The sequence below is a fragment of the Ruminococcus bicirculans (ex Wegman et al. 2014) genome (genome assembly GCF_000723465.1).
Classification (GTDB): Bacteria; Bacillota; Clostridia; order Oscillospirales; family Ruminococcaceae; genus Hominimerdicola; species Hominimerdicola aceti.
This window is the reverse complement of the sequence record NZ_HF545616.1, coordinates 392,502-418,970: the sequence shown is the minus strand read 5'-3', so window position 1 is coordinate 418,970 and position 26,469 is coordinate 392,502. Positions and strand designations below refer to the sequence as shown.

At 41.1% G+C, this 26,469-nt stretch carries 21 protein-coding genes and 2 tRNA genes; 7 read left to right on the top strand and 16 right to left on the bottom strand.

Annotated features, from left to right (window positions below):
• Positions 1 to 25: 25 nt before the first annotated feature.
• On the bottom strand, positions 26 to 862 hold the full coding sequence (locus RBI_RS01865; RefSeq protein WP_038670605.1) for a PRD domain-containing protein: 837 nt from the start codon (positions 860 to 862) through the stop codon (positions 26 to 28).
• A gap of 334 nt (positions 863 to 1,196) precedes the next feature.
• Positions 1,197 to 3,086: a molecular chaperone HtpG gene (gene htpG / locus RBI_RS01860; protein ID WP_038670603.1), complete on the bottom strand. Its 1,890-nt coding sequence runs from the start codon at positions 3,084 to 3,086 to the stop codon at positions 1,197 to 1,199.
• Between the two features lie 248 nt (positions 3,087 to 3,334).
• Here htpG and RBI_RS01855 point away from each other — a divergent pair, with 248 nt between their 5' ends.
• The gene (locus RBI_RS01855) at positions 3,335 to 4,360 is read left to right on the top strand and encodes a CPBP family intramembrane glutamic endopeptidase (RefSeq protein WP_051706290.1); all 1,026 of its coding nucleotides are present in this window, start codon (positions 3,335 to 3,337) and stop codon (positions 4,358 to 4,360) included.
• Between the two features lie 76 nt (positions 4,361 to 4,436).
• Here the strand turns inward: RBI_RS01855 and proS are convergent, their stop codons facing one another.
• From proS to ppk1, 4 genes are all read right to left on the bottom strand, one after another.
• On the bottom strand, positions 4,437 to 5,879 hold the full coding sequence (gene proS / locus RBI_RS01850; RefSeq protein ID WP_038670602.1) for a proline--tRNA ligase: 1,443 nt from the start codon (positions 5,877 to 5,879) through the stop codon (positions 4,437 to 4,439).
• 25 nt (positions 5,880 to 5,904) lie between these two features.
• On the bottom strand, positions 5,905 to 6,243 hold the full coding sequence (locus RBI_RS01845) for a hypothetical protein (RefSeq protein ID WP_242843658.1): 339 nt from the start codon (positions 6,241 to 6,243) through the stop codon (positions 5,905 to 5,907).
• Between the two features lie 210 nt (positions 6,244 to 6,453).
• Entirely contained in the window at positions 6,454 to 7,305 is an 852-nt protein-coding gene (locus RBI_RS01840) for a magnesium transporter CorA family protein (RefSeq protein ID WP_242843657.1), read from the bottom strand.
• A complete protein-coding gene (gene ppk1 / locus RBI_RS01835) occupies positions 7,302 to 9,362 on the bottom strand; it encodes a polyphosphate kinase 1 (RefSeq protein ID WP_038670600.1) in 2,061 nt (686 codons plus the stop codon). Before ppk1 ends, RBI_RS01840 begins: the two co-directional genes overlap by 4 nt.
• A gap of 300 nt (positions 9,363 to 9,662) precedes the next feature.
• On the opposite strand from ppk1, the gene RBI_RS01830 reads away from it, so the two are divergent.
• A tRNA-Met gene (locus tag RBI_RS01830) sits at positions 9,663 to 9,739 on the top strand.
• Positions 9,740 to 9,760: 21 nt separating this feature from the next.
• Positions 9,761 to 9,835, top strand: a tRNA-Glu gene (locus tag RBI_RS01825).
• A 164-nt stretch (positions 9,836 to 9,999) separates the two neighbouring features.
• On the opposite strand, the gene RBI_RS01820 is transcribed toward RBI_RS01825, so the two are convergent.
• From RBI_RS01820 to RBI_RS01800, 6 genes are all read right to left on the bottom strand, one after another.
• Complete coding sequence (locus RBI_RS01820; RefSeq protein ID WP_081855910.1) at positions 10,000 to 11,271, bottom strand: site-specific integrase; 1,272 nt, start codon at positions 11,269 to 11,271, stop codon at positions 10,000 to 10,002.
• A gap of 212 nt (positions 11,272 to 11,483) precedes the next feature.
• Positions 11,484 to 11,777, bottom strand: a complete 294-nt coding sequence (locus RBI_RS01815) for a helix-turn-helix domain-containing protein (protein ID WP_038672924.1) — start codon at positions 11,775 to 11,777, stop codon at positions 11,484 to 11,486.
• A 50-nt stretch (positions 11,778 to 11,827) separates the two neighbouring features.
• On the bottom strand, positions 11,828 to 12,727 hold the full coding sequence (locus RBI_RS01810) for a plasmid recombination protein (protein ID WP_022049326.1): 900 nt from the start codon (positions 12,725 to 12,727) through the stop codon (positions 11,828 to 11,830).
• A 132-nt stretch (positions 12,728 to 12,859) separates the two neighbouring features.
• A complete protein-coding gene (locus RBI_RS15165; RefSeq protein ID WP_022049327.1) occupies positions 12,860 to 13,048 on the bottom strand; it encodes a hypothetical protein in 189 nt (62 codons plus the stop codon).
• A gap of 460 nt (positions 13,049 to 13,508) precedes the next feature.
• Positions 13,509 to 13,691, bottom strand: a complete 183-nt coding sequence (locus tag RBI_RS01805) for a hypothetical protein (protein WP_038670598.1) — start codon at positions 13,689 to 13,691, stop codon at positions 13,509 to 13,511.
• A gap of 137 nt (positions 13,692 to 13,828) precedes the next feature.
• Positions 13,829 to 15,274: a YfjI family protein gene (locus tag RBI_RS01800; protein ID WP_038670596.1), complete on the bottom strand. Its 1,446-nt coding sequence runs from the start codon at positions 15,272 to 15,274 to the stop codon at positions 13,829 to 13,831.
• A gap of 197 nt (positions 15,275 to 15,471) precedes the next feature.
• Here RBI_RS01800 and RBI_RS01795 point away from each other — a divergent pair, with 197 nt between their 5' ends.
• The 3 genes from RBI_RS01795 to RBI_RS15065 all read left to right on the top strand — a co-directional run bounded on the left by RBI_RS01795 (position 15,472) and on the right by RBI_RS15065 (position 20,399).
• Positions 15,472 to 16,179 (top strand): helix-turn-helix domain-containing protein, encoded by a 708-nt coding sequence (locus RBI_RS01795; RefSeq protein ID WP_038670594.1) that lies wholly within the window; start codon positions 15,472 to 15,474, stop codon positions 16,177 to 16,179.
• Positions 16,180 to 16,377: 198 nt separating this feature from the next.
• The gene (locus RBI_RS01790) at positions 16,378 to 18,900 is read left to right on the top strand and encodes an HsdM family class I SAM-dependent methyltransferase (RefSeq protein ID WP_051706282.1); all 2,523 of its coding nucleotides are present in this window, start codon (positions 16,378 to 16,380) and stop codon (positions 18,898 to 18,900) included.
• Between the two features lie 8 nt (positions 18,901 to 18,908).
• Complete coding sequence (locus RBI_RS15065; RefSeq protein ID WP_038670592.1) at positions 18,909 to 20,399, top strand: hypothetical protein; 1,491 nt, start codon at positions 18,909 to 18,911, stop codon at positions 20,397 to 20,399.
• Positions 20,400 to 20,614: 215 nt separating this feature from the next.
• Here the strand turns inward: RBI_RS15065 and RBI_RS01780 are convergent, their stop codons facing one another.
• Complete coding sequence (locus tag RBI_RS01780) at positions 20,615 to 21,805, bottom strand: IS110 family transposase (protein ID WP_038670590.1); 1,191 nt, start codon at positions 21,803 to 21,805, stop codon at positions 20,615 to 20,617.
• A 279-nt stretch (positions 21,806 to 22,084) separates the two neighbouring features.
• Between RBI_RS01780 and RBI_RS01775 the strand changes: the two genes are divergently transcribed.
• Positions 22,085 to 23,593 carry an ATP-dependent nuclease gene (locus RBI_RS01775; RefSeq protein ID WP_038670588.1) on the top strand — a complete coding sequence of 503 codons (1,509 nt, stop codon included), beginning with the start codon at positions 22,085 to 22,087 and terminating at the stop codon, positions 23,591 to 23,593.
• 44 nt (positions 23,594 to 23,637) lie between these two features.
• Here the strand turns inward: RBI_RS01775 and RBI_RS01770 are convergent, their stop codons facing one another.
• The 3 genes from RBI_RS01770 to RBI_RS01760 all read right to left on the bottom strand — a co-directional run bounded on the left by RBI_RS01770 (position 23,638) and on the right by RBI_RS01760 (position 26,051).
• Positions 23,638 to 24,054: a hypothetical protein gene (locus RBI_RS01770; protein WP_038670586.1), complete on the bottom strand. Its 417-nt coding sequence runs from the start codon at positions 24,052 to 24,054 to the stop codon at positions 23,638 to 23,640.
• Between the two features lie 414 nt (positions 24,055 to 24,468).
• Positions 24,469 to 25,743, bottom strand: coding sequence for a site-specific integrase (locus RBI_RS01765; RefSeq protein ID WP_081855909.1), 1,275 nt, complete (start codon positions 25,741 to 25,743; stop codon positions 24,469 to 24,471).
• 122 nt (positions 25,744 to 25,865) lie between these two features.
• Complete coding sequence (locus tag RBI_RS01760) at positions 25,866 to 26,051, bottom strand: excisionase family DNA-binding protein (RefSeq protein WP_038670583.1); 186 nt, start codon at positions 26,049 to 26,051, stop codon at positions 25,866 to 25,868.
• Positions 26,052 to 26,469 lie beyond the last annotated feature (418 nt).

Below are 26,469 nucleotides of genomic sequence, written 5' to 3'. Positions count from 1 at the left end.
TATATATAAGCTGTGGCAATAATGCCTATACGCTTATTTTTTTCAGATGAATAGTAAGAGTTATCATTTCATCTTCCGATATAGTTTTAGCATAATTCTTCAAAATATGATCCTGCATATGCTTTGCGCATTTATACTGCTTTTTGAATTTCTTTTTTATGATATCAGCGAACTCCTCGTCCCTGCTGAGAACATTAGGAAGCTCCTGAGATTTGAAGAGTCTTTTCGCAAGATATTTTAAATGCACAAGAAATCTTTCATATGCAACAGAGTTCTTGTTTATCTTCCCTGCCAGGCAAGCGTCTGCTATCTCAGCACAGCTGTTCACCATTTTAGTGATATCCTGTATCTGTTCCATTTTTGTGCCGAGCCTTGCGTTTATGATGTGCATTGCGATAAAGCCCGCTTCATCACCCCTCAGCTCAACGCCCAAACGCTGATATATCTCCGCCACGCAATATCTTCCAAGAGCAAGCTCCTTCGGGAAACAGTCGCTTATGGCGTCCATGAGAGGATTATCAAATTCAAGTCCCTGCTTTTTTCTTTCAATGGCAAATGAGATGTGGTCTGAAAGTGTTATTATGAGCGACTCGTTTAGCCGTCCGTCGATATGTGAAGAAATATAGTCCACAAGATCTGCCGTAAGCTTTATATGCTCATATGGTATCTCGGTCAGGCACTCGATAAGCCTTTTTCTAAGCTCTGAGTCTGTGACAAGATACATTTTCTGAATCTTATCCTTATCAGGCTCGTCGCCGTATTTTTTCCCAAAGCCTATCCCCTTGCCTGAGATTATCTGCTCTTTTCCTTTATCGTCTATAACGCTTACGGTGTTATTATTTATCACCTTGATTATTTTCATTAAAAATCCCCCTATAAAATAAAAAAAGCCAACCTTAATACGAACCCACACAATATGTCCGTACAAAGTTGGTCATGCCCAGTCTATAAATGAAAGGTAACACTCCAATAAAAGATGTTATGTATCAATTTCACTATAATTATATTAACACACCCATATTTATTTGTCAACAGCATACATAAAATTTGTTTTCCGAATCTGTTTTTTTAACAAATAAACTCATTTTGTTTTGTATAAAACCTACAATTATCAGCCTGAAAAGCATAAAAAAGCCGTGGAAACACTGCTGTTCCCACGGCTTTCGGTATGTTAAGAGAGTATCTGTATAGCTTTATTACTTTGTCATAAGCTCGCAAACAAGGTTTGCAAACTCAACAGGGTTGTCGATAGACATACCCTCGATAAGCAAAGCCTGATCGTAAAGAAGCTTTGCATAGTCTTTCAGCTTGTCCTTATCGTTAGCATAGAGGTCTTTCAGCTTCTCAAAGATAGGGTGGTTTGGATTTATCTCCAGTGCCTTTTCAGCCTTTACCTTGTTGCCGTCATTCTGAGGCATAGCGTTGAGGACTTTCTCCATTTCGATAGTTATACTGCCGTCTGATGAAAGACAAACAGGGTGAGTTTTAAGCTTCTTTGAAAGACGAACTGTCTTTACCTTGTCAGCGATAGCTTCCTGCATGAAAGCGAACATATCCTTGTTCTCTTCGTCAAGCTTTTTAGCCTCTTCCTTTTCTTCCTCTGTGTCAAGGTCGAGATCAGCGTCGCTTATGGACTTGAAAGGCTTGCCGTCATAGTTTATCATCACCTTGATAGCGAACTCGTCAACGTCCTGTGTAAAGTAAAGAACTTCATAGCCCTTATCCTTGATCTTTTCAAGCTGAGGGAGCATTTCGATCCTTTCCTTTGTTTCGCCGCAGGCATAATAGATCTCTTTCTGATCTTCTTTCATTCTTGAAACATACTCTTTGAGTGTAACGTTCTTGCCGTCAAATGAGGACGGGAACATAAGGAGATCTTTCAGAGTTTCGTTTGCAGCGCCGTATGACTGATAAATGCCAAACTTAAACTGAAGCCCGAATACGCTGTAGAACTTCTCATACTTCTCACGGTCGTTTTTCAGAAGCTTTGCAAGCTCGTTCTTTATGGACTTTTCAAGGTTCTTTGCGATTATCTTGAGCTGTCTGTCCTGCTGTAAAAGCTCACGGGAGATGTTCAGTGAGAGATCCTCAGAGTCAACAACGCCCTTTACAAAGCTGAACCAGTCAGGAAGCAGGTCTGCACACTTTTCCATTATCATTACACCGCTTGAATAAAGCTGGAGTCCCTTTTCATAGTCCTTTGAGTAATAGTCAAAAGGCGCACGAGCAGGTATATAAAGCAGTGCGTCATATGTTGCAACGCCCTCGTTCTTTGAATGGATATGTGTAACAGGTGGCTCATAGTCACCGAACTTCTCCATGTAGAAGTTGTTGTAATCCTCGTCCTTAAGCTCGCTCTTGTTCTTCTTCCAGATAGGGGTCATGCTGTTAAGAGTTTCGATAGCCTTGTGTACCTCAGGCTCTTTACCCTCCTCATTATAATGAGTATGCTCGACTTCCATTCTGATAGGGAATCTGATGTAGTCAGAATATTTCTTTACAAGTGACTGTATCTGATACTGATCAAGATATGTTGAATACTTCTCGTCATCAGTATCGTCCTTGAGTTTAAGTGTGATAGTTGTGCCGACGCCGTCAGGCTTGTCACACTCTTCTATTGTGTAGCCCTCAACACCGTCAGATGTCCACTTGTAAGCCTGATCGCTGCCAAAAGCCTTTGTTACAACGGTAACTTCCTTTGCTACCATAAAAGTAGAATAGAAGCCTACACCGAACTGACCGATGATATCAACATCGTCCCCAAGGTCATTGTCTTTCTTGAAAGCGAACGAGCCTGAGTTTGCGATAGTACCAAGGTTGTTTTCAAGATCCTCCTCGGTCATACCGATGCCGTTATCAGAAACTGTAAGCGTTCTGTTTTCCTTGTCGATAGCGATATTGATAGCAAAGTCGCTCTTTTTCATTCCCACAGAAGTATCTGTCAGGGACTTGAAATACAGCTTATCAATAGCGTCGCTTGCATTTGAGATTATCTCTCTGAGAAAAATCTCCTTATGAGTGTAGATCGAATTGATCATCATATCAAGCAGTCTTTTGGATTCTGCCTTAAATTCTTTTGTCTGCATAAAATCTCGACCTTTCCTTATTTTTTTACTTTTCAGTATTGTTAGCAATATAATTAGCACTCTATCTATTTGAGTGCTAATTATATTATACAACAAGGTTGATAAAATGCAATAGTTATCACAAAATTTCTCTTATTTATTTACAAATCCATAACATTTCATCACATACCTGACAAAATACCATTTGCAAAAGCACCATGTTGTGTGTTATAATATATAGATAAGACCGAACAAGGGAGGAATAATATTTGACTACCAAAAAGTCTGTTTCTCTGCTGACCCCTGAAAAACAGCAGGAAAAGAAACTTCTTACTATAGATTGCGTGAAAATTTCACTTCTGCTCATTCTATACAACCTGCTAAACAGGATATTCGCAGTGTTATTCTTTTACGTTGCATACACTTACCACTCAGGAAAAATCACTCTTAGCTACTCGGCAGTTCTCAGCTATCTGAAAAAGCAGACCGCTTTTATAAGCTCAACTACTTTTTCCATGACGGCAAATTTGTTTATTACTCTTATGAGCGTGCTTGTTTTTGGGATAGTTTTTGCTATACTTTTCCGAAAACGAGAATCAAGCTTCATAAAGCCGAAAAAAGGCACGGCAGTAAAAGGGCTAAAATGGTTTTCAGCCTGCTTTGTGATAAACATTCTGCTGTCACAGCTCATATCTATCCTCACGGGTATACTTGGTCAAAACGGAGTGACAGTTCCCACAAGCGATTTTTCCATTCATCAGCCCTCTGCCATTGCAGTAATAGTGCAGTTCTCATACGTTGTGATAATAGCCCCTATCGTGGAGGAATTTATCTACCGTGGAGCGATCCTCACGGCTCTAAGCCCATACGGAAGGGGTGCGGCGGTGCTTTTCTCAGCGCTTGCATTCGGACTTATGCACGGAAATATCCCTCAGGCGGCTTCGGCATTCGGCACAGGACTTGTTTACGCTATTATCGCCGCAAAGTGCGGCTCGATACTGCCAACAGTTATAATACACTGTCTAAACAATCTGCTTGCAAACTTCTCGTCCATATCTGACGCAATAGGGCTTGAACACTATGAAACCTTCATGAGCGTTGCTGAGATAGTCATAGGTCTGGTGGGCTTTATGGTTCTTTTCACAAGCCTTAAAAAGCTTATCATTGATGACAGTGAAAACGTGCTTACACCGAAAGAATGTCGCAGATACGTCTTTACAAACCCTGCCACTATAGTATATATGCTCTGCCTTATCATACCGATAATAAAGAGTCTTGTCCAAGCAAACAGCTAAAAATCACAAACAAAAAAACGGGTGACTGCCAATAACAAATTGACAGCCACCCGATATTTTTTATCCAAAAAGCCTATTAATAAGCCTTGCCCCAAAGCACCATATGCTTCGCAGGCTTTCCACAGCATACGCAGGTATCTGCTATCTCTTCCTGCTCGAACGGGATACATCTTGAACCTACTCCTGTGAGTTCCTTTACCTTATCCTCGCAAGCTTCGTCGCCGCACCACATTGCCTTAACAAAGCCGTCGCCCTTTTCCTCAAGAGCCTTTGTTATCTCGTCAAGTGTCTTGCAAACATAGGTACGTCTTTCTCTGTTTTCAAGTGCCTTTGCATAAAGACCATCATGAACAGCCTGAAGTCTTTCATTTACTGTTTCAACAAGCTCACCAAGCTTGCAGAATACCTTTTCTCTGTTGTGTCTTGTAACAAGCACACACTGATCGTTCTCAATATCCTTTGGACCAATTTCAAGTCTTACAGGAACGCCCTTCATCTCATACTGTGCAAACTTCCAGCCAGGTGACTGCTCTGAATCGTCGAGTTTAACTCTTATGCCTGCATTTTTAAGTGTGTTGTAAAGCTCGTTAGCCTTGTCAAGAACGCCCTCTTTGTGCTGTGCTATAGGTACGATAACTACCTGAACAGGTGCAACAGCAGGTGGCAGAACAAGTCCGTTATCGTCGCCGTGTGTCATTATAACTGCACCGATAAGCCTTGTCGTAACGCCCCATGATGTCTGGAATGGGTGTGCAAGCTTATTATCTCTTCCAGTATAAGTGATATCAAAAGCCTTTGCAAAGCCATCGCCAAAGTAATGCGAAGTGCCTGCCTGCAAAGCCTTGCCGTCGTGCATAAGAGCCTCGATAGCGTATGTTGCTTCTGCACCTGCGAACTTGTCGCTCTCTGTCTTTCTGCCCTTTACGACCGGCATAGCAAGCTGCTGCTCACAAAAATCAGCGTATACGTTGAGCATTCTCTCTGTCTCCTCGATAGCCTCCTCAGGTGTCTCGTGGATAGTATGACCCTCCTGCCACAGGAACTCTCTTGAACGAAGAAATGGTCTTGTTGTTTTTTCCCAACGTACAACAGATACCCACTGATTGTAAAGCTTAGGAAGATCTCTGTAGGAATGAACTATATTAGCATAATGCTCGCAGAAAAGCGTTTCAGACGTTGGTCTTACGCAAAGTCTGTCTTCAAGCTTTTCACTTCCGCCGTATGTTACCCAAGCTACCTCAGGTGCAAAGCCCTCAACGTGGTCTTTCTCCTTCTGAAGCAGGCTCTCAGGGATAAACATAGGCATACAAACATTTTCATGACCAAGCTCCTTGAACTTTGTGTCAAGTATATGTTGGATATTCTCCCATATTGCGTAGCCGTAAGGTCTTATTACCATACAGCCCTTTACGCTTGTGTATGAAACAAGCTCAGCCTTCATACATATATCAGTATACCACTTTGCGAAATCCTCGTCCATGGAGGTTATCGCGTCAACCATTTTCTTATCCTTAGCCATTTATAAAACCTCTTTCTTATATCATTCAGGCATTGTCATTATTCTTGTTGCCGTCGTCTTTTTTAACAGCTTCACTGCTGACATTCTTCTTTTTCTTTTTAAAATTAAGAGCATAGATATCCTCGTTATATATCTTATAGTTGGGATCCCAGCCGTCAATATGGGACTTATCAAATATGCCCTGTACCTTATAGTTCTCAGGATCATTCCCTGTATTCTCACCGTCCACCCTTTCGGGATCGTCCTTTTCGGCAAGCTCAGGGTGACGTTTTTCAATAAATCGTGCTATTTTTGGAGTGATAAGGCAGGCAATGACGATAAAGGTCATTATTACGACACAGCCTGCTGCCAGCTTCAACAGCAATAGCAGTAATTCTTTATTCAGACAAGTCACCTCTTTTCGCAAATATAAAGTTATTATAGCACAATTATTATCCAAATTCAAGAGGTGAAATATGAATTTACCGCCATTTCTGACCTTTAGCACGAAAAAAGGCGGAACAAAGTCCGCCTTAAAGCATTTTCTTTCGTTTGAAAAAGATTATACACACTATCACTACTATTATACTAAGGGCTATAACACCCGGATACCCTCTTTAAGTTCGGGCATATTCTGAAAGTTCATGCCATACCAGCCCGTGATAAGGGTCAGAGGGAAAAATATAGTGGATATGACCGTAAGAAACTCCATATTCTTGTTCTGCTGAGCATTGACATGGGACTGATAAGCGTCTCGCACCTGCGTTGCATATTCAAGAAGATGTACAGTTCTGCCCATGAGCCTGTCGGCACGGTCTGAGATAGTGCCGAAATATTTTTTCTGTTTTTTCTCAAAGAAGCCGTTCTCGTCCTCTTCAAGCTCTCTGCCCAGATCCATTATTTCATCATAATAGCTTCTCAAAATAAGAAGCTCTTTTCTGATAGGCGTTATGGTTTCAAGAAAATCGTCCGTCTTGCCATCGTTTACGTTCTCCTCAAGCTCCATAAGCTTTTGCTCATGTTCCGCAAGAAGCTCGGTGTCACGGAGCATAAATTCGCTGAAAAAATTGTAGATAAAATGCTCCCTGCTCTCTCCCTGATTATGCCTGCTTCTCTGTATGCGTTGGACTAACCTGAGCGAGAACTCCTCATCGTCTATTATCACCATGTTTTTGTTGTCGATAAAAAACTGTATCCTGTGTCGGCTTCCCTTTATGTCAAGAAGCTTGGGGATAGAAAGCGTGCCTGCCAGACAGAAAGGCTGTGATTCTATCTTACAGAACACAACGTCACGCAGGGATATCACGCCCTCGTAGGTTATGTTCGCCGTTCTGAGGGTTTCCTCTGCGTGAGCAGAGTCGGTAATAAACACAGCTGAGCAAGTTTGTTTGCTTAGCTGTGCCGGTGTTATTTCTTCAAGTGAACCCTTCAGGGCAAATATTGTCATTTATCCTCGACCTCCGCCTTTGAAGCTCTTTCATAGGCAAGGTCATAGAAAAATTCCTGAGAATTGAGCGGCTCTTTGCCGTCTGAAACAAGGGTATATTCCCCGTCAGAGTCAAGCTCTCTTGCCTGACAATTATCTGCAAGCATTTTGTCGAACATCATGCTTATCTGAGACTTGATATCCTCGTCAAGAATAGGTGTAGCGACCTCAACACGTCTGAGGGTATTTCTTGTCATAAAGTCTGCGGAAGCAATATATATCTTTCTTTCCTCGCCCTTGCCAAACATATAGATACGGGAATGTTCAAGAAAACGTCCTACAATGCTTATTATCCTGATGTTGTCGGTTTCGCCCTCAACGCCTGGGATAAGACAGCATATGCCTCTTACCACAAGGTCTATCTTAACGCCTGCTCTTGAAGCTTCGATAAATCTGTCGATTATCTTCTTATCAGTGAGAGAATTTATCTTTACGCCTATATAGCCCTCTCCCCCTGATTGTGCTATGGCTATCTGCTCGTCTATCATATCAAGCACCTTGTTTTGCAGACAATTCGGTGCAACAAGAAGCTTGTCAACGCTCTTTACAGTATCGTCAGAAGCAAGAGCATTGAACACGTCTATAGCGTCCTTTGCGATGTCCTTATCGCAGGTCATAACAGACAGGTCGGTATAAAGTCTTGAAGTTTTCTCGTTGTAGTTTCCGGTGCCTATCTGAGTATAATACTCGGTCTTTGTGCCTGAACGCTTTGTGATAAGGCAAAGCTTTGAATGTACCTTATAGCCCTCCAGACCATAGATAACAGTACAGCCAGCCTTTTCAAGTCGGCGTGACCACTCGATATTATTTTCCTCATCAAATCTCGCTTTAAGCTCCACCAACACAAGAACGTCCTTGCCGTTCTCTGCGGCTTCACAAAGGGCTTCGACCACCTCACTGTGCTTTGCCACACGATACAATGTCATTTTTATAGACACAACATTTTTATCGTCAGCCGCCTCACGGAGCATATTGATAAAAGGCTTTATGCTATCAAAAGGATAAGAAAGCAGTCTGTCTTTCTTTTTTATCTGCGGCAGGATCGGCTTGTTATCGTCAAAGGCAGTAAACCTCTGCGGAACTCTCTTTTTATAGAAAAGCTCGGTTTTCTGTCTGAGTATATCCTGTATCTGGAACAGGAATGACAGATCAAGAGGAGTGCTGTTTCTGAAAACAGATTTTTTATTCACTTCAAGCTGTTTGCAGAGCAGATCAACGATATTGTTATCAAGCTGTCTTGAAAGCTCCAGTCTGACAGGTGCAAGACGCTTTCTTTTCTTGATAAGGTCAGCCATGAACTCACGGTAATCAAGATCTTCGTCGTAAAGTGCGTCAGCGTCGATATCAGCATTTCTTGTAACTCTTATAAGCGACTTTGACTTGACGGTGTAGCCCTTGAAAATTTTAGGTACATAGTGGAGGATAAGCTCCTCAGAGAGCATATACTTGCCTGTTGAACCGACCTTTATAAGTCTTGGAAAGACCTCACTTCCGCAGGAGATAACACCCAGCTTCTCCTTAGAATTTTTGCTTTCAAGGACAACTGCGGCATAGATATCCTTATTTTTAAGGAAAGGGAAAGGCTGTCTTTTGCCCACCACCATAGGCGACAGGAGCGGAGCTATCTGATTAATAAAATACTGTTCCAACTGAGAATTTTCCTCCGCTGTAAGCTTGGAAAAATCAACAAGAGCAACGCCCTGCTCGGCTATTTTCTTCATAAGGTCAGCGTAGATCTTATTTTTACGCTCGTTAAGTTCGCCCACTCTAGCGATAACGGCTTTGAGCTGTTCCTTAGCGGTCATATTTGTTTTATTTTCCCTGCTGTCCGGATCGACCTCCATTTGGTCAGTGAGCGAACCCACACGGACCATAAAGAACTCGTCCAGATTGCTCTGATAGATAGAAGCAAAAGAAAGTCTTTCACAGAGTGGCACGCACTCACGCTCAGCCTCCTCAAGGACTCTTTCATTAAATTTCAGCCATGACAGCTCTCTATTCATAAACACATTTTTCATTGTGCCATACTCCTTTTATTATGATATCAAAACATCTATACTGATCTAATATATTATATCACAAAACGGCAAACTGTTAAAGAGTTTTAAGCAAAATTCATGTAAAATATTCTTATTATACACTTCCTATATTGTAGCTGCACATAAAAATTATGCAAAATGACGCATTTGCTTTTTAGCGAAAGCACAATACTGTGCAAAAAGGCAAAAATCAAAAAAGTCCAAACTTTTTGTGCAAAAAAGGTTGACAACGGGGTATAAATAGTGTATAATAATCAAGTCGCTATGAGAAACGCATATGGCGGTATAGCTCAGTTGGCTAGAGCACTTGGTTCATACCCAGGGTGTCACCGGTTCAAATCCAGTTACCGCTACCACATTTCTCATAGCGAAAAATCGGCCCGTTGGTCAAGAGGTTAAGACGCCGCCCTTTCACGGCGGAATCATGGGTTCAATTCCCGTACGGGTCACCAGATCACTTCCCTGAAAATAACGCATTTGCGTTGTTTTCAGGGATTTATTTTTCCCTAAAATCTCCTCAACCACTTATCTGCCACTTATTTTGAAAATAACCGCTTTCGACTACCTCTTGGCTGTGTTCTATGTACCCCGCAAGGCTTGCGCCCTGCGGTTGTTTTTATGCCCCGAAAACTTGTCCGAACTGTTCTTCTTCCTGCTCGTCCTCATCTTCGTAGGTGCCCTCTGTGCTGTCCTCGGAGTGCTTTTCTTCTTTCACTTTAACCTCGTTCGTGAAGCTTAGAGCGTTGCTTATCGCATCGCAGTTGCGTGCTCTCGCCTCTTGGAACATATGGGAATATAAATTTAAGGTCGTTCCAACAACGCTATGTCCCATATCTGCGGACACCGCTACAACGTCCACACCCTCAAAAATCAGTAGCGAGGCATGGAGGTGACGTAGAGAGTGAATATTTCGGAACGGTATTCCGATACGCTCGCAGTAACCCTGAAGCCACTCAAAGGGAGTCTGCGGATTCATAGGTGCGCCGTTCCATTTGGTGAACAGCCTGTCGTGACCCTCCCATTTTGTACCGAGCTGTTTCGCTTCCTTGGCCTGCTCTGTCCTGAACTGCTTTAGCAGATTCATTATAGACGGCGGAAACTTTGACACACGCTTGGACTTTCGCGTCTTAGTGGTATCGGTGTATATGCCTTTTTCTTTTGTATACTGAGATGTTCTGCGGACATGGATCAGGCTGTTCTCAAAGTCGATGTCTTTCCATTCCAATCCCAGCATTTCGCTTCGCCTGAAGCCGCTGTATATCGCAAGCAGCAGATACACTTGGTATTTCATAGGCTCGTCCTTTAAATGTTCGTAGAGTGTTTTTACCTCGTCCAGCGTATATATCTGCTTTTCCTCTTGCTCAGATTTTGGAACAACCACCCGTCTGCAAGGATTGTCAGTCAGCATTCCCATACGGATAGCGTAGCTGAATACGTCGCTTATGAAGCTTAGATGATGCACTGCCGTTTTCCTCGACAGCGGCTTACCTGTGTTCATATTCTTGCCGTTGACAAGCATATCTGTCACGAACTTCTGAATATCACGAGCAGTTATCTTATCAAGCCGCTTGTGACCTATGGCAGGATAGACACGCTTGGTGAGCTGTTTCATTCGTGCGTATGATGTAGGGCGAAGATTGACTTTTGCATATTCCTCAAACCACTGCTCAGCAAAGTCCTGAAACTTGATATTCGCCGTGACCTGACCTTTCATGCACTTGTCCTCAAAAAGAATAGCCTGCTTCTGAAGCTCTTTTTCGATCTGCTTCTTGTTCATACCGTCCGCAGGCTTCCATGTCATGGTCTGCACGACCTGATTACCTGATGTATCATATCCGCAGGAAACTCTGATCTGATAGGAGTTTCCCCTTTTTCTTATCGTAGCCATAAGTTGATTCCCTTTCTGTCAACATAGATTTTATGGCATACTCCTGTTACTCTAATCATAGCGCGCATTCGGCTGTATGTCAAGTAACTTAATGTATCTTTTTGTCTTTTCGGGAGTATGCCCAAATCTATGTCCTTTGTTCTGTGGTGTTTGTGGTTTTTCTGTCTGTTGACGTTCAAACAGCGTAAAATCGCCGTTCTCAGCATACAGACTTACTTGTTGGTTGTCTGTCCGTTGAAATACGCAAGCAAGTCTGCCTTGTTGATAAGCATCTTGCCGTTCACGCCGTCACCTGTCCTCAGATACGGCAGCTTACCCTGCTTGATCAGCTTACGGACGGTATGTTCGGACAACCCCTTGACTGCTTCGGTGCATTCCTTTACGGTCAGCATCTCCACGGCATCAGACTTGACCTTGGATACCTGTTCGGGATCATTGGCTTCGATAAGTTCGCTCAGGATATTTACGAGCTGAGCGATAAGCTCGTTCTTTCTGTTTGTTGTCATAGTGACCTCCATAGCAGGTACTTCCCCTGCTTTCTATCTTGTTTGTATGTTTATTCCAGCACGTTTTTTCTTGTAGTGCTGTTGTACTTGTACTGCTGAAAATCGGAACTCAGCCCACAGGCAGAAATAAAAGCCTTAGCCTTCCTCAGTTCACGGGAAAGCTCGTCCTCACGGCTGATACGCTTGGCTTCCTTTTTCAGCTTCTCACGGGTGAAAAGTCCCTTTTGTTCCTCGGCTTTCTTGTAGGTAGCAAGCTCCGAAGAAACAGCAGACAACTTTGCTTTCAGTTCATCACGCTCCCTAACAGCTTCATCACGTTCCTTACGGAGCTTCTTAGTCTGTTTCTGCGATGCAACTTCTTTTTTTGCAAGGTCGGTGATGTTCTGCCAGTCCTCCTGCGATACTGTAACCTTACCGCCGAACACGGTCTTTCCCGTTTCAATGCTGTCGATCTCCGCAAGTTTAGCAGTTTTCTCCTTGACAGCTTTAAGCATTTCTCGCTTTTCGCCAAGTTCCGCTTTGACCTGAGCATTCTGCTCTGCCAGTTCGTCAGCCTGACGACGCTGTTCCTTGTACTCCTCAACTTCCAGCGTACCTCTCGCCTTTTCGGGAGCGAGGGGCTTGATGCCGTGTTCAAGGCAGTTCTTATTCAGCACTTCGACCTCGGCAGCTCGCCAACGGGCAATAGCCTGCTTCCCTTCACCGAAGCTCATTTCTTTCAGAGCCTGGGCGATACCGTTCTGTGTGTCTTGCCCACGCTTGTAATGCCCAACAGGAATGTAGTCAATGTGCAGGTGTGGAGTTGCCTCGTCCATGTGCAGGACGGCATTAAAAACATAGAAGTTCGGGTTGCGATCCTGGAAACTTTCCATGTACTCTTTCAGGCAATCAGCCACAAGCTGAAAGTCCTCAGTGCCGTATCCCGAATCTTCCATCTTGCCAATCTGCACAACGTCCTCATAAAAGCTCTTACGTTTGTCGGCGGCAGTGCGGACAGTGTTGCAGGGTTTTACCCCAAAGAGATACTCGTAATAGCTTCCCTGAACCTTGCGGTCGTTACGCTTCTGTTTGGCATTATAACGCTAGGTGGATTCAGCAAAAAGCTGATCGTATGCTTCGCCTATCGGCTGACGCACGAAGGTGATGTTCTGCGGAGTACGGAGCGGATCAACATTGTCCGCCACGAACTCCCTGTTATTGTGAGTCAGAGACCCCTTTCCCTGACCGAATGAAATTCTTTTCTGTTTCATAATTTCGCCTTTCTTGTTCATTGGATTTACTTCTCTATCTCTACGAAATCCAATACAAAAACATAGGCATCAACTCCTTTCTTGACCGCTGAGGCGGAGAAGGCAAGCACAAGACTTCGCTATGTGCTACGCCAGTCCTGACGGACAGATTTTTCCTGAACGACACAATAGAGAGTCGCAGGGAAAAAGCTGCGTAGCAGCGATTACAAGGGTGCAGAGCGCCGCTTGTAACTCCGTAGTACTTGTGACGGGGAAATACCCACATCACAAGTACATACTCCGTCCTGCGGGGCTAAGACGGCTGACAGAGCAGCCGAAAATGTGGACACAGTAATGCAGAAATCCGCATTACATTTTTTCAAAATCAGCATTTCAAAAATGATGATTCTACTCATGAACTTTCGCTCAAAAGTGAGCTAAAGTCTATGCGATTATCCTCAATTTTAACTCGGACAAAAATGTCCAAGTTCGCTATCCTGAATCAGAACGGCAGCTCGATCTCAACACCGAGCGTGTCAAGCAGATAGTCTGTCTCCTTATCATAAATTCTGGTCTCCTCGATTGATAGATAGTTGTAGAAACGAACTACCGCTTCACGAACATCCAGACCGCTTCTTTCTTCAAGGATAGAAGTCAGCTTTTCAACCCTTTCCATATCGGGCATACACGTCACCTCCTTTCCGCAAAAATGCTCAACCAACATCAACCGACAGCAACCAACATTCAAGTCTGTATTTTGCAAACTCCGTAATACCGTCGTTTCAATGTCAGCCACCACAAAAAACACAAAATCCGGTAAAATCAGATATGGGGATTCACATGAACCATCTGAGCCTTTTTGTTGTTGGCGGCGGTCACATTTTCGTAGGCGATATATCCGTACTCGGCAAGCGTATCGAGTGCCGAATAGAAGTCCTTTGCAGTAGGAAAAAGATTGCATCGGCACGCGTGGTAGAGGTCTGACTTCAAGCCATGTTTAATATTCTTTGTCTTGAAAATCTGAATGATCTTCTCAGCCTTTACAATGTTCCCGTCGGGAGCGTTCACGCTGAAACCATATATCGCCTGATAGCGATAGTAGTGAGCTATATTAAAAGCCCTCAGCAGTGTGTCATGATTTACACTTTCCTCGGAAGGCTCGATACCCCTGGAACAGCAGTCGGCACAATGAAGAATACAGGCTATCCGAAGTATCAGACCATGAAACTTTCCGCCCCAGTCCTGACAGCAGCACATGGATTCCTTGATCTCTTTTTCGATATAGTTGTTGCAGTATTCGATATACTCCTCGGAAGCGTGGCGGGACAGGTGCAGTATCATTTCCTCTCCATTGTGATCCTTTTTTCCTTTCAGGAGCTGATGAATGAAATCATGATATTGCTCCCTGACTTCTTTTGATATAGGTGCGGTATCATATCTACGATTTCCCACATCGCTCTTGGCGAAGCAGGGAACGAAACGTGCGATCAGTCCGCTTGACCTGAAAGCGGTATCATTCATCATGTTGTCCCATATATACGGCTGACCTGCGAGAGCGACAGAAAGATAAGGACGGGGAATTTCCGTTCGTCCTCGGATAACTCTGTTGCAGATGTACTTCTCACCGTTCCACGCTTTAAGGAGCAAGTCGAGATTTGGAATACCGCCATTGTACTTGCCGTTGAAGTTGGAAAGCATTCCGGCTTCGTCAGAGATCATCAACAGAGAATCATTCTCGCTCAGCTCTATCACAAGGGATTCGGGCGTTATATCGTCAACAGCGATACGAATAGGAGCGGTGTTTCTGATATTATCTGCCTGGACACGGAGCTTTGCTATGGCTGCGGTGTCAGGCTCGTCCTCTTTCTCCATAGACTTCACACGGGCTTCCAGCGCCTTAACGTCCTGCTGTGCCTTGTACATTTCCTCACGGTGGTCTTTGTTGTACTTGCTCTCAAAGGTGTCGAACGGAGCTTTGATAAAGTGCATAACAGGGCTTTTTCTTTCAGAAGGCTGTGCTATGATGATAGAATACAGCACAGGCGGTTCGGTGTGGTCTGCCTTGCCCGCAAGTCGGTACAGACCTGTGAAGCAGTAGCCCACGGCTGAGAGCATCGCTGTCCCTGCCATTCCCACATCGGTGGAAGTCGTGACCGAGATCGACTGTGCCATGTTTCGCAAGACGCTCGGCAACGCATCGAGCGGAAAAGGGATAGCGTTCGCACTCTGCCGAAGCGGACGGGGTTCTACCCATTTGATTTCATTCATAAGTTTTGTTTTCCTCTACTTTTGTAATTTTTCTTGTATTTCTATTGACAGATTGCGTTTTCTATGCTATAATAAGAAAAGAAATAACACGTTCCAATTTCTAAAGTGTATTATATGCTATTCAAGTAGCATTCGTCAAGCAAAAATAATCAGAACCGAGTAAGTTCTGCCTTTTGCACAAATTGGAGGGACACAAAATGACTGTCTTTTGGAGAAAATACAATGAATTATGTGATGAGCGAGGAATCAAGCCGAGAACATTAGCCACCGAGCTGGGCATTTCGGCTGCGACCGTCACCAAATGGGTGAATGACGGTATGCCTAACCTCGATATGATAACAAGAATAGCCGAATACTTCGATGTTCCGATAGATTATCTCATTAACGAGGACGATACGCCGATCATTCCGCAGGCAAATAAGAAGAGAAGTGTGTTCAAGTCGGTAAGCTCCCTTTCACAGAGGTGGGTTAGCCTTCGTCGTGGAAGCGAGATCAGCCTGGAAATGCAGCTCAAGATCATTCCCTATGTGAATTGTACGGTGCAGTTTCTGAATAATGATAAGTATATTGAGTACGTCCCCGAAGCTGAGTATGACACCGAGCATTTGAAGGACACCGAAACGATATTCGATATTCTGGGCATTCTCGATCACTGTGCCGACACCGAGAGCTATCGCATCGTGCAGGTGCAACTTTCACGCATCGTGCTGTATCACCTGAAAGAAAAAGGTTTTGACCGTGAAGCACTCCGCACCGAGCATCTCGATCAGGAGAAGATGGCGTATCTTTACACGGGCAAGGACAGCGGTAAAACGCATAACTACGGGCTGAACTTCTCGGATATGGATTTTCTCAGGGAGTTTACGGGGCTGAGTTATCAGATTATGTTTACGGGGATTGAATAAGGATATGGAGCTGAGAAGCATTTCCTATTTGGCTCTTTTCTTTTTGAGAGGAACTTTGATTCCGGTGGAGTCGAAGTTGAATGACTAAGACCGATAAGATCATTAAAACAGTTCTCGAAATCTTGACATTACGCCTGAAAAATGGTACAATAATATATTAAAACTCTTTTATTATTTGTGTATTAGGAAGGATATAGAATGGTAGCTGATTATATTCGTGAAAAACTTAAAGACGGTCCTGAGCAAGAATTAGTTGTTGGTCCATTAGTAGAACGTCTTGTATCCAATGGTTGGAAAATAGAGCAGATTGTTTACGGAAAAAATGAATGGAAAGTTCCTAAAACTCCTTCTGAAGCATCCAAAAGAGAAAAAGGGACTTCATTTGATTATTTTCCAGTTGACATAGCGGTATTTGAGAGTCCAGAAACTTGCGGAGATTATCGTCATCTTCTATTTTTAATAGAATGCAAGCAGCCGAATATTGATGTTGGATTACAACAACTTGAAACATATTTATCCTTAGAACCTCATGTTAAACTTGGAATATGGGCGAATAATCCTGATATTTCTTCAGATACATTATTTGTTTATAAAGATGCTAAAGGATTGAGCTTCCCAAAAAAGAAAACGGTTAAAGACATTCCCTTAATAGGTGCTCCAATTAGTCCAACGTCAGTTAATCTTACTTTTAACGATTTAGTAATACCGACAAAAGATACGTTATACAAAACATTCTCCAAATTATTAGACAAAGTTGTTGCGCAAGATGGAAACGTTACTCGTAGAGAAGAACAACTCGATCAATTATGTAATATAATACTTTTAAAACTTGATAGTGATAAACAGGGTAAAATTGATCCAAAAAACGAAGTGTATTTTCGAGTTTTTGCTACTGAAAGTGGTACGGGCGATTACATTAAGGAAAAATTCAGTACTTTCACCGATATTTATCCGGATATATTCATAACACAATCTGATCAGGAAATCCGTTTTGATAATGCTACAATTCATGATATAGTTGAAAAAATATCAAAATTCAACTTTATTGACATTGGAGCAGATACGGTATCTATTGCTTTTCAGGTGTTAAGAAGTGCGGCATTAAAGCAAGAAGAGGGTCAGTATTTCACGCCAAAACAGGTAATTCAAGCTGCAATGAAATTGATGGACTTGAATCTCAATGACATTATTATTGACCCTGCTTGTGGCACTGGTGGATTCCTTATTCAAGCTCTTATTGAACTTAAAGAATTATATCCAAATCAAGAAAGAGAAATCTCTCGTTGGGCTCAACTTCATCTCCATGGTATTGACAAGGACGCTATTGGCATTAAACTGACAAAAGCTATTATGCAGATTTTAGGCGACGGTTCTGCTCATTGTGTTAGAGGTGATAGTGTTCTAACTCATACATGGGAAAGTAAATATCCTCATTTACTAACAAATTCCTTTAAAAACGGAAGATTTACAAAGGTGTTTACAAATCCTCCCTTTGGAGCGCCATTAAAGATTAAATATAAGGACGCAAAGAAATCAGGATTAAGCATCACAGAATATGTTGATACAGGTAAAGATATTGAATTAGGACTTGCAATGTTTAATCGATGCTATGATTTATTAAAGGATAAAGGAAGGTTATGTATCGTTCTTCCAGAAACATATTTTTTCTCTCCTTCATACAAATTTGTACGTGATTGGGTAAAAGATCGATTAAAACCCATCTGTGTTGCCAATGTACCGATGGATGCTTTTCAAGGCTTTTGTAGAGCAAAAACTAATCTCTATATCTTTGAAAAAATCGACAAAAAGAAAACTAATGTAAACCTGGAATCAGATTTAGTTACATTCCTCAATCCTCAGACTTGTGGAATATATAAGAACGGAAGTGATAGGTTTATCGTTAATAGTGCAGGAGAAAGAACCAAAATAATCGATAACGAATTGTTAAGATTAGCAATTAAGTATCAAAATGGGCAGAATGATGAGATGTTCACCGTTCCACTTGCAGATACATATAAAGCTGATGTTCTTGTTCCTCAATATTATGACTACTCATTACAGCGCCCATTTGACGAATTAAAACTCACTCATAAATTCGAGCAAATCTCAATTGAAGAACTGATTAATAAAGGTATTATAACTGTATCAGGTGGACATGGAAGCCCAAGTAATGATATGAGGAATGGAAATATTCCCTATGTGAAAGTATCTGACATTAGAAATATGAGAATAAATGTAAATCCTACAAATCTCGTCTCAATAGAATTGGCGAAGAGATTTTGGAAAACAGATAACGGAAAAAGTAATTTATGTGCTTGGGATCTTATATCTCCAAGCCGTGCAAGCAGTAATATAGGTGAATTTGCTATTCTATTACCTGGAGAGGAACAGATTGTACTTACCAAGGAAGTGTTTGTAATCAGAGTACATGAAAATGACCTTGGCTATTCTCCATTCTATTTATTATGGGCATTATCATTAACCGAAACCCGTAAACAATGGCAGAGAGTTACACTAATGCAAACTAACAGAGAAGATGTTGGTCAAAGATACAAAGAAATTCTTATTCCTCAACCGATTTCTAAGGAATGGGCAGAAACGGTATCTGCTCCATTTAGAAACTACTTCACAAGTATAGCGACTGCCAAAAAGGAATTTGTTTTATCAACAGGTAATGATAAGTTCACCTATATAGCCAGTGTAAGTGCATTTGAAGAATAGGAGGTATTATGCCCAAAAGTGTAATTCAATATGATCTTTTAATCTCCTGTCCTGGTGATATTAAAGATGAGGTTAATTGCATTAAAGAAGTCGTTGATCAATTCAATGCAACTTTTGCAGATTCACTTGGAATCTCAATTAGAACTAAGCATTGGAGTAAAAACTCATATCCTCAATCTGGTGGTAAACCACAAGCACTTCTTAATGAACAATTTGTAAATGATTGTGACGCAGCCATTGCCATCATGTGGACAAGGTTCGGAACGCCAACAGATGAATATGGTTCTGGTACCGAGGAAGAAATAGAGATAATGCTCCATGATGGTAAACAAGTCTTTATGTATTTTTGCGACAAACCACTTAATCCGTCACAAATGGATTCAGAAGAATACAAACGGGTTAAAGCATTTAAGGACAAATATAAGGATAGGGGTATTTATTCTACATACACTTCGATTGATGACTTTAAACGAGATTTCTTTGCACATTTGTCACAATACTTTTTGAGTTTAAAAACTATTGAAAGAATAAATAATGAAAGACATTCATCACTATTGTTAAAGGGGCTTGATCGAGAGAATCATATCTCTGATAATGCGGTAATAAGGGATTTCAAACTTAAAAGCGAATATGACGAAAATGGGTATATTGCTAAACTTAGAGAATACTATTCCGAAATCGACTCAATTAAGACAGCAAAAATTACAGGAAATCCTTTGCTTACTGGGACTTTATCTTTTATGCCACCAGCAGAGATTAGTGATAATATTAAGACATACATCACAGAAATTGCTAAACACCTCAACATAGAATTAAATGAGAATTTCTTTGATCTTGGAAATCTACATAAATCATTAGATGGCTTACCAATGTATTCCTCTGTTAGTGGTTCTGACCAAGAAGAAAGAAAATATCATTTAATATACAAGCTATATGACACCATAAAAGATTTTCTAAAATGGATTTCGGCTGACAAGGCATTAACTGGAATGAAATCTCTCGGGCTAATTCTAACAAATGCTGGAACAGACTATGATGAAGATGTAGAAGTTTCATTATATTTCCCCAAAGGCTCTCTTGTTACCGTTGATACATTTCCCGAGTTGAGTGTAGATGATAAGAATTATCTAATGAATGATAGAGATTTAGATGAAATATTCCATATTCCTTCTACGGCTGAATTTTTGGATTATGCAGACTCAGTTAAACTTCCTAAACAAGTTTCAGTACCAGTTAAACCAATTCAAGGTATATTTGGATCATCATATGATAATTCCGGTGATTTTACGGATTATTTATCAGATGTTTGGGGATTTGAAACTTATACTACTGACAAATGCTATGTAGTAAAAATACATTTTGATTATATCAAACACAATACTTCTGTTGCGTTTCCTTCAATAATATTGTTATTTAATGATGTGACGGATATTCCGTATACCATTACTTCTAAAAGAAACGCAGAAATAAACAACGGAACAATAACAATAATAAAGTAGAAGATTACGATAAAGCTAAAAGCGATTTGAATATGAGTTGCATCTCATAAATAAAGTACATAAAGAATATAATTATTTAGCAGAAACCTGCTAAGAAAAATCAATAGGCAAAATGAACAAAGTTGAGAAAAGAAGCAAAGGAAAAAACGATATAGCAAAGCTGACGTTTGAAGGAAGTATTCAAACGCCCGATGAGTATGTACCTGAGACTACAATTAATGTTCGGAGTAAAACTCCATAACCTTGCCGTAGTAAACTCGAAGGAATTTGTTAAGCCCCGCAATCATTGCTTCTTTGCCGCATTTCCCTTCGCTGCGTTTCTTCTGAATAAAGTCATAGACAGCATTGTCGGCAGGTTTGTGTTTGATTAAGGACTGCATGATCTCGTAGCCTGTTTTTCGCAGATAACTGTTTCCACGCTTGGATATATGACGCTCAGAAGCGTGGAATGCACCCGACTGATAAGGCGGAGCGTCAATGCCTGCATAGGCAATGAGAGAGTGCTTGTTTTTGAATCTGCGTACATCGCCAATTTCAGCAATGATACGTGGAGCAAGTGTATCTCCGATACAATCCATTTCCTTGACAACAGAATATTCAGGCAAGGTGTTGCAAAGATCCTGCATTTGTGCTAAAATGGTATTGCGTGATTCCTCTATTGAGTGGATCAGCTTGACGGCTTCACTAACGGCAATTTTGACGGATTGGGAGTTAGGAAGCGTAGGGATACCGTTTTGAGCAAGGGCAAGGATTTCCGCTGCCTTACGCTCGTTTAAGCGGTATCCCTTTTTCTTTGCCCATTTGCAGTAATCAGATGTAAATTTCATTTCTCCCATATCGAGAATATTCTGAAAATGAATATATCGACTGACAAACTCGGTCAGCTTGTGATTTTCACCTTGATTTGAAAGAACATCATTGATTTTGGGCATAACTTGGTCAAGAAGATTGGAGAAGTTCACCTTTGATTTAACAAGCATACCTGTAACCTGATAATACTGACGTGCAAGAAATTTAAGTTCATCGTATATAACATTAGAGGGATAAGCCTTAACAAGCTCGTTCCAGTATGTAATACCGAAAGATGCGATTTTAATCGAATCAATTTTATCGGTTTTTGCTCGTCTTATGCTTTGCGAGCAGAACTTCTTCATACGCAAGGCATTTACACAGCATACAAAAATGTTGTGAGAAGATAAATAGGTCGCAACAGGAAGATGATAGTGACCTGTATCTTCCATAACAACACGGGTTTCTTCATCGAATGATTTGATGAGAGAAATAAGAGAATCCAGTTCATCGGCAGTGTGACCAATGTCAAAGGGTGATTCAAGTATTTCGCCGCAAGGTTTCATAATGCAAACAGTACTTTTTCCTTTTGATACATCAATTCCTACACTAATCATGATAAATCCTTCTTTCTGATATTTTGTAATGTTTCCGCTCAGGAGCTTATTAAAATTCATTTTGGTTAGTGATGCGAACGCTGCTGTAAACACAGCAGGTACAACCTGCTTAATCGAATTTTATAACAAGAAGGCGGCTGACACTTTCTATTACGAACGCTTAGTTCTAAGGGGGTGACCGTCAGTCCATTACCTTCTTATTATATCAAAATAAGCATAGCCTGTCACCACTGTAGTCAGCAGTTTGGACTATGCTAATATCATACCAAAGGAATAATTATGAATCTAAATATACGGATATGCGATATTAGAAACATTAATAGTTTGAATGTTTCGTTACCATTTGAAAAAGGTATGTATGCTCTTGTTGGAGAAAACGGATGTGGTAAGAGTACACTTATGTTACTATTATCTCTGGTAATTAAGCCTTCTTCTGCGAAAATGATTACATCTAAAGATCTTTCTCCAAATTCATATGTTGAGATTTCTATCGGAGATAAAATTGATAGGTGGACACCAGATAAGAATAATAAGCTTTCTACTGGCAAAAAGGTAAAACGTAAAGACGGCTCATATTATTATAATCAAGATGTTCGTTTTAATGGCTTTTATGAAGGTAGCATTTTTTATGGAACACGTTTTTTTGATTATAATAAAGTTACAAAATTTATTGGTAAAGCAGATATTCATGAAAAACTAATTGAAGCAGATACTTTTGTTGCTGAAACTTTAGGTTATATTCTTCATAATGATAAAAAATGGTATAAAAAACTTAAAAAGATTAAATCTAAAAGAGTTGCAAAAGAAGAAGGCTTTATTGGCATTCCATATTTTTATGAAATTGAAAGAACAATAAACAATAAACTTATTAGCCAATATCAAATGAGTAGTGGCGAAAGTATGCTAATATCATTGATAGATTTTATTAATAACATCATAAAGAGGCATACTTATGATCGAATATTATTATTAATTGATGAAGTTGAATTAGCTTTACATCCTGCTGCTATTGATAGACTTCACATCTTTTTATCGGATTTAATAAAAAATTCGGATTCTGAAATAATAGTATATTTTTCAACGCATTCTGCAGAACTTATTCACAGAATAGCTCCTCGAAATATATATTTATTAGAAAACGACACTAAGACTATTGAAATTATCAATCCTTGCTATCCAAATTATGCAATAAGGAGTCTTTATATTCCAAATGGTTTTGATTTCCTGTTATTAGTTGAAGACGAATTGGCTAAAGCTATTGTAGACAAAGTTATTCGTGAAAACAATCTTGCATCAAGTAAATTAATATGTATTCTTCCTTCTGGAGGTTGTAATCAAATGTTGAAATTACACCACGATATGGTAACATACAATACTTTAGGAGTTGGGAAACATATTATCAGTATTTTTGACGGAGATGTGAAAGGAAATATAGCCAAGCAAGAAGAATATAAACAATTGCCTAAGTGTTTTTTACCCATTCCAAGTGTAGAGAAATACCTAAAATCCAAGTTAGTTGATACACCAGATAAAAATTTCATAAAATTGTTAGGTGATAAGTATTTCAATCAGCGTTCGCTAAGTGATATAATCAAAGACTATTTAAATGATGATAGAACGTCATCTTCAAATGACAAAGACGGAAAAAATTTCTATTCGGTCATATGCGCTAATTTGGATAGAATTGGTATATCAGAATCAGACTTTATTAAGTATTTGTCAAATGATATTTACGAATATGAAAAACCTACAAAATTTGTGGAATCGATAAGAAAATTACTTTCATAAATTAATTCAAAAACGGCTGAATCCAAAAGCACAGCCGTCTGCTCTCAAATATAAACCATACACTCAAACACAGTTTCTCTCGCCATGTTGACGAAGCAGTTCTCCAGACCTAGCATCTTCTCAGAATCACCGCTGAGGACAGCTTTCTGATAGCAACTGTCAGTCTGTTTCCAAAGCTCAACCTGACGTGAGATAGCTTCACTGACTTTCCGTTCCATATCATCAAGGTACTGCATGATCTTGCCCTCATTGACGAGCCTGCGAAGCCTGTCGGGGCAATGACTGTCAGAGAAATGAAGATGATACCTGATAAAGTCGGTGTGGTATGTCTTGCTCTCCTCGGTCTGCGTATCGGTGTTGAAGTGTGTGACGGTCACGGTATTGGTGTCAAGTCTCCACAGCGGAACTGATTTCTTTTTCAGTGGATTGTAAGCGGTTTGTTCACTTTTATATCTGCTCATAGTTATTACCTCCGTTATGCTTTATAATGATTGGATTCACGGTGTTCAAAAATGTATTCCGTGATTTGAAATTATAATAACAGGAGTATGACCATAACGTTGTCCTTTGTTTGTCCTTTACAAGTTTCAAAAAGATAGAATAAAGGACAGCATAATAAAACGAGTAAAGGTTGAAAAACGCCGTAAATACGGGCTATTTCCCATATCACGGCAGGTTAGAAAATGTGAAAAATTTAATTCAATTCCCGTACGGGTCACCAATCAATAGTCTCGGAAACAGCGTAATATCGCTGTTTCCGAGTTTTTATTTATTCGGAATTTGTTCTCAACCACTTATCTGCCACTTGTTTTGAAAATCACTGTTTAAAGATATGTTATTGTGTCACTCGCAGGACGCTGTCTTGCGGGTGATTTTTATGTCCCAAAAACTTGTCCGAGTTGTTCTTCCTCTTGCTCGTCCTCATTTACATATATATCTTCATAGCTATCCTTGGCAGGCTTTTCTTCCTCTGTGTTTGCCTCGTTTGTGAAGCTCAGCGCATTGCTTATCGCATCGCAGTTTCTTGCTTTAGCCTCTTGGAACATATGACTGTACAAGTTCAAAGTCGTTCCGACGACGCTATGACCCATATCTTCTGATACCGCTACAACATCCACGCCCTCAAAAATCAGAAGTGAGGCGTGCAAGTGACGTAGAGAATGAATATTTCTAAACGGTATTCCTATTCGCTCGCAGTAGCCTTTTAGCCACTCAAAAGGAGTCTGCGGATTCATGGGCGCGCCGTTCCATTTGGTGAACAGCCTGTCGTAATCTTCCCATTTCGTTCCAAGCCGCCTTGCTTCTTCATTCTGATCTGCTTTGAACTGCCGGAGCAAGTTCATTATCGAAGCAGGCATTTTGGATACACGTTTTGATTTTCTTGTCTTGGTGGTGTCGGTGTATATCCCTTTTTCCGAAGTGTACTGCGAGGTGCGACGAACGTGTATCAGATCATGCTCAAAGTCAATATCCTTCCACTCGAGTCCTAACATCTCGCTGCGACGATAACCGCTGTATATCGATAGAAGCAGGTACGCCTGATATTTCATAGGCTCGCTTTTCAGATTTTCATAAAGTATCTTTACTTGCTCGATCGTGTAGATCTGCTTTTCCTCCTGCTCTTGTTTCGGCACGAATACTCGCCTGCAAGGGTTGTCGCACAGCATTCCCATACGTACAGCGTAGCTGAATACGTCGCTTATGAAGCTTAGATGATGCACTGCGGTCTTTCTTGACAGAGGCTTGCCGTTATTCAAATTCCTGCCGTTGGTAAGCATATCGGTTATAAACTTTTGGATGTCACGCGCTGTTATTTTATCAAGCCGCTTGTGACCGATCGCAGGATATACCCGCTTGGTAAGCTGTTTCATTCGTGCGTATGATGTAGGGCGAAGATTGACTTTTGCATATTCCTCAAACCACTGCTCAGCAAATGTTTCAAACTTTACTGCCGCAGTTATCTGTCCACGCTTGCAGTCTTCTTCGAACAGTATAGCCTGCCTTTGCATCTCCTTTTCTATCTGCCTTTTCGTCATACCCGGTTCAGGCTTGTAGCTTTTGTACTGGTTGCGCTGCTTTCCGTCCACGCCGTAACCGCATGACACTTTAATTTCGTAAGTCCCGTTGGGACGCCGTCTTATTGTCGCCATATATAAACCTCCGTTTCAAAACTATGGCGCATTTCTGCAACCGACATTATACTACATCTCTGCGGAAATGTCTAACAGAAATGCGCCTTCGTTATTAAATTCTACCTAATCAACAAAATTTCTCACACAGTTTCGCCACGGAGATAACTCAAAAACTTATCCCGATTGATGAGATACTTTTTTCCTGCCATGATGTGTGGGATCTGATTGTTGATACACATCTGGCGGACTCTATACTCTGTCAGTCCTTCGACAAGCGCTGCCGCCTCCTTGATTGTAAGCATTGTGATCTTTGTGTTGTTATCCATTCTGTTATCCCCCTCCTTGTTGTCTTTCCGATTGTTCTGCCTTTGATTTTTCTTCCGATCATTTTAAACAGTCCTTTCCTGATATTCTCTTAGACGTCATCGACAACGCCTGTAATCACGCCGATTTTACGCACTTTTCAGCCCTTGCGACCCCTGAATCATTCAAAGCTCAAATTTATGACCCCATAAAAATTATGCACAATCATTTTGCTGAAACTGCGTATTTTCGGCACTTTTGCGGCGAGCTTTGCTCGTCCGCTGTGAGTGTTTCGGGGGCTGTGACCCCGAAACTTTAACTTGCAATCTTATTCCTCTACGTCATAACCGCTTGGAATTTACCCGGCCCGTGCAATATGCCGACAGCCGATTTTACTCCATTTTTCTCATCTTCCTTCTGCAAAAAATATCTTGCTGTACC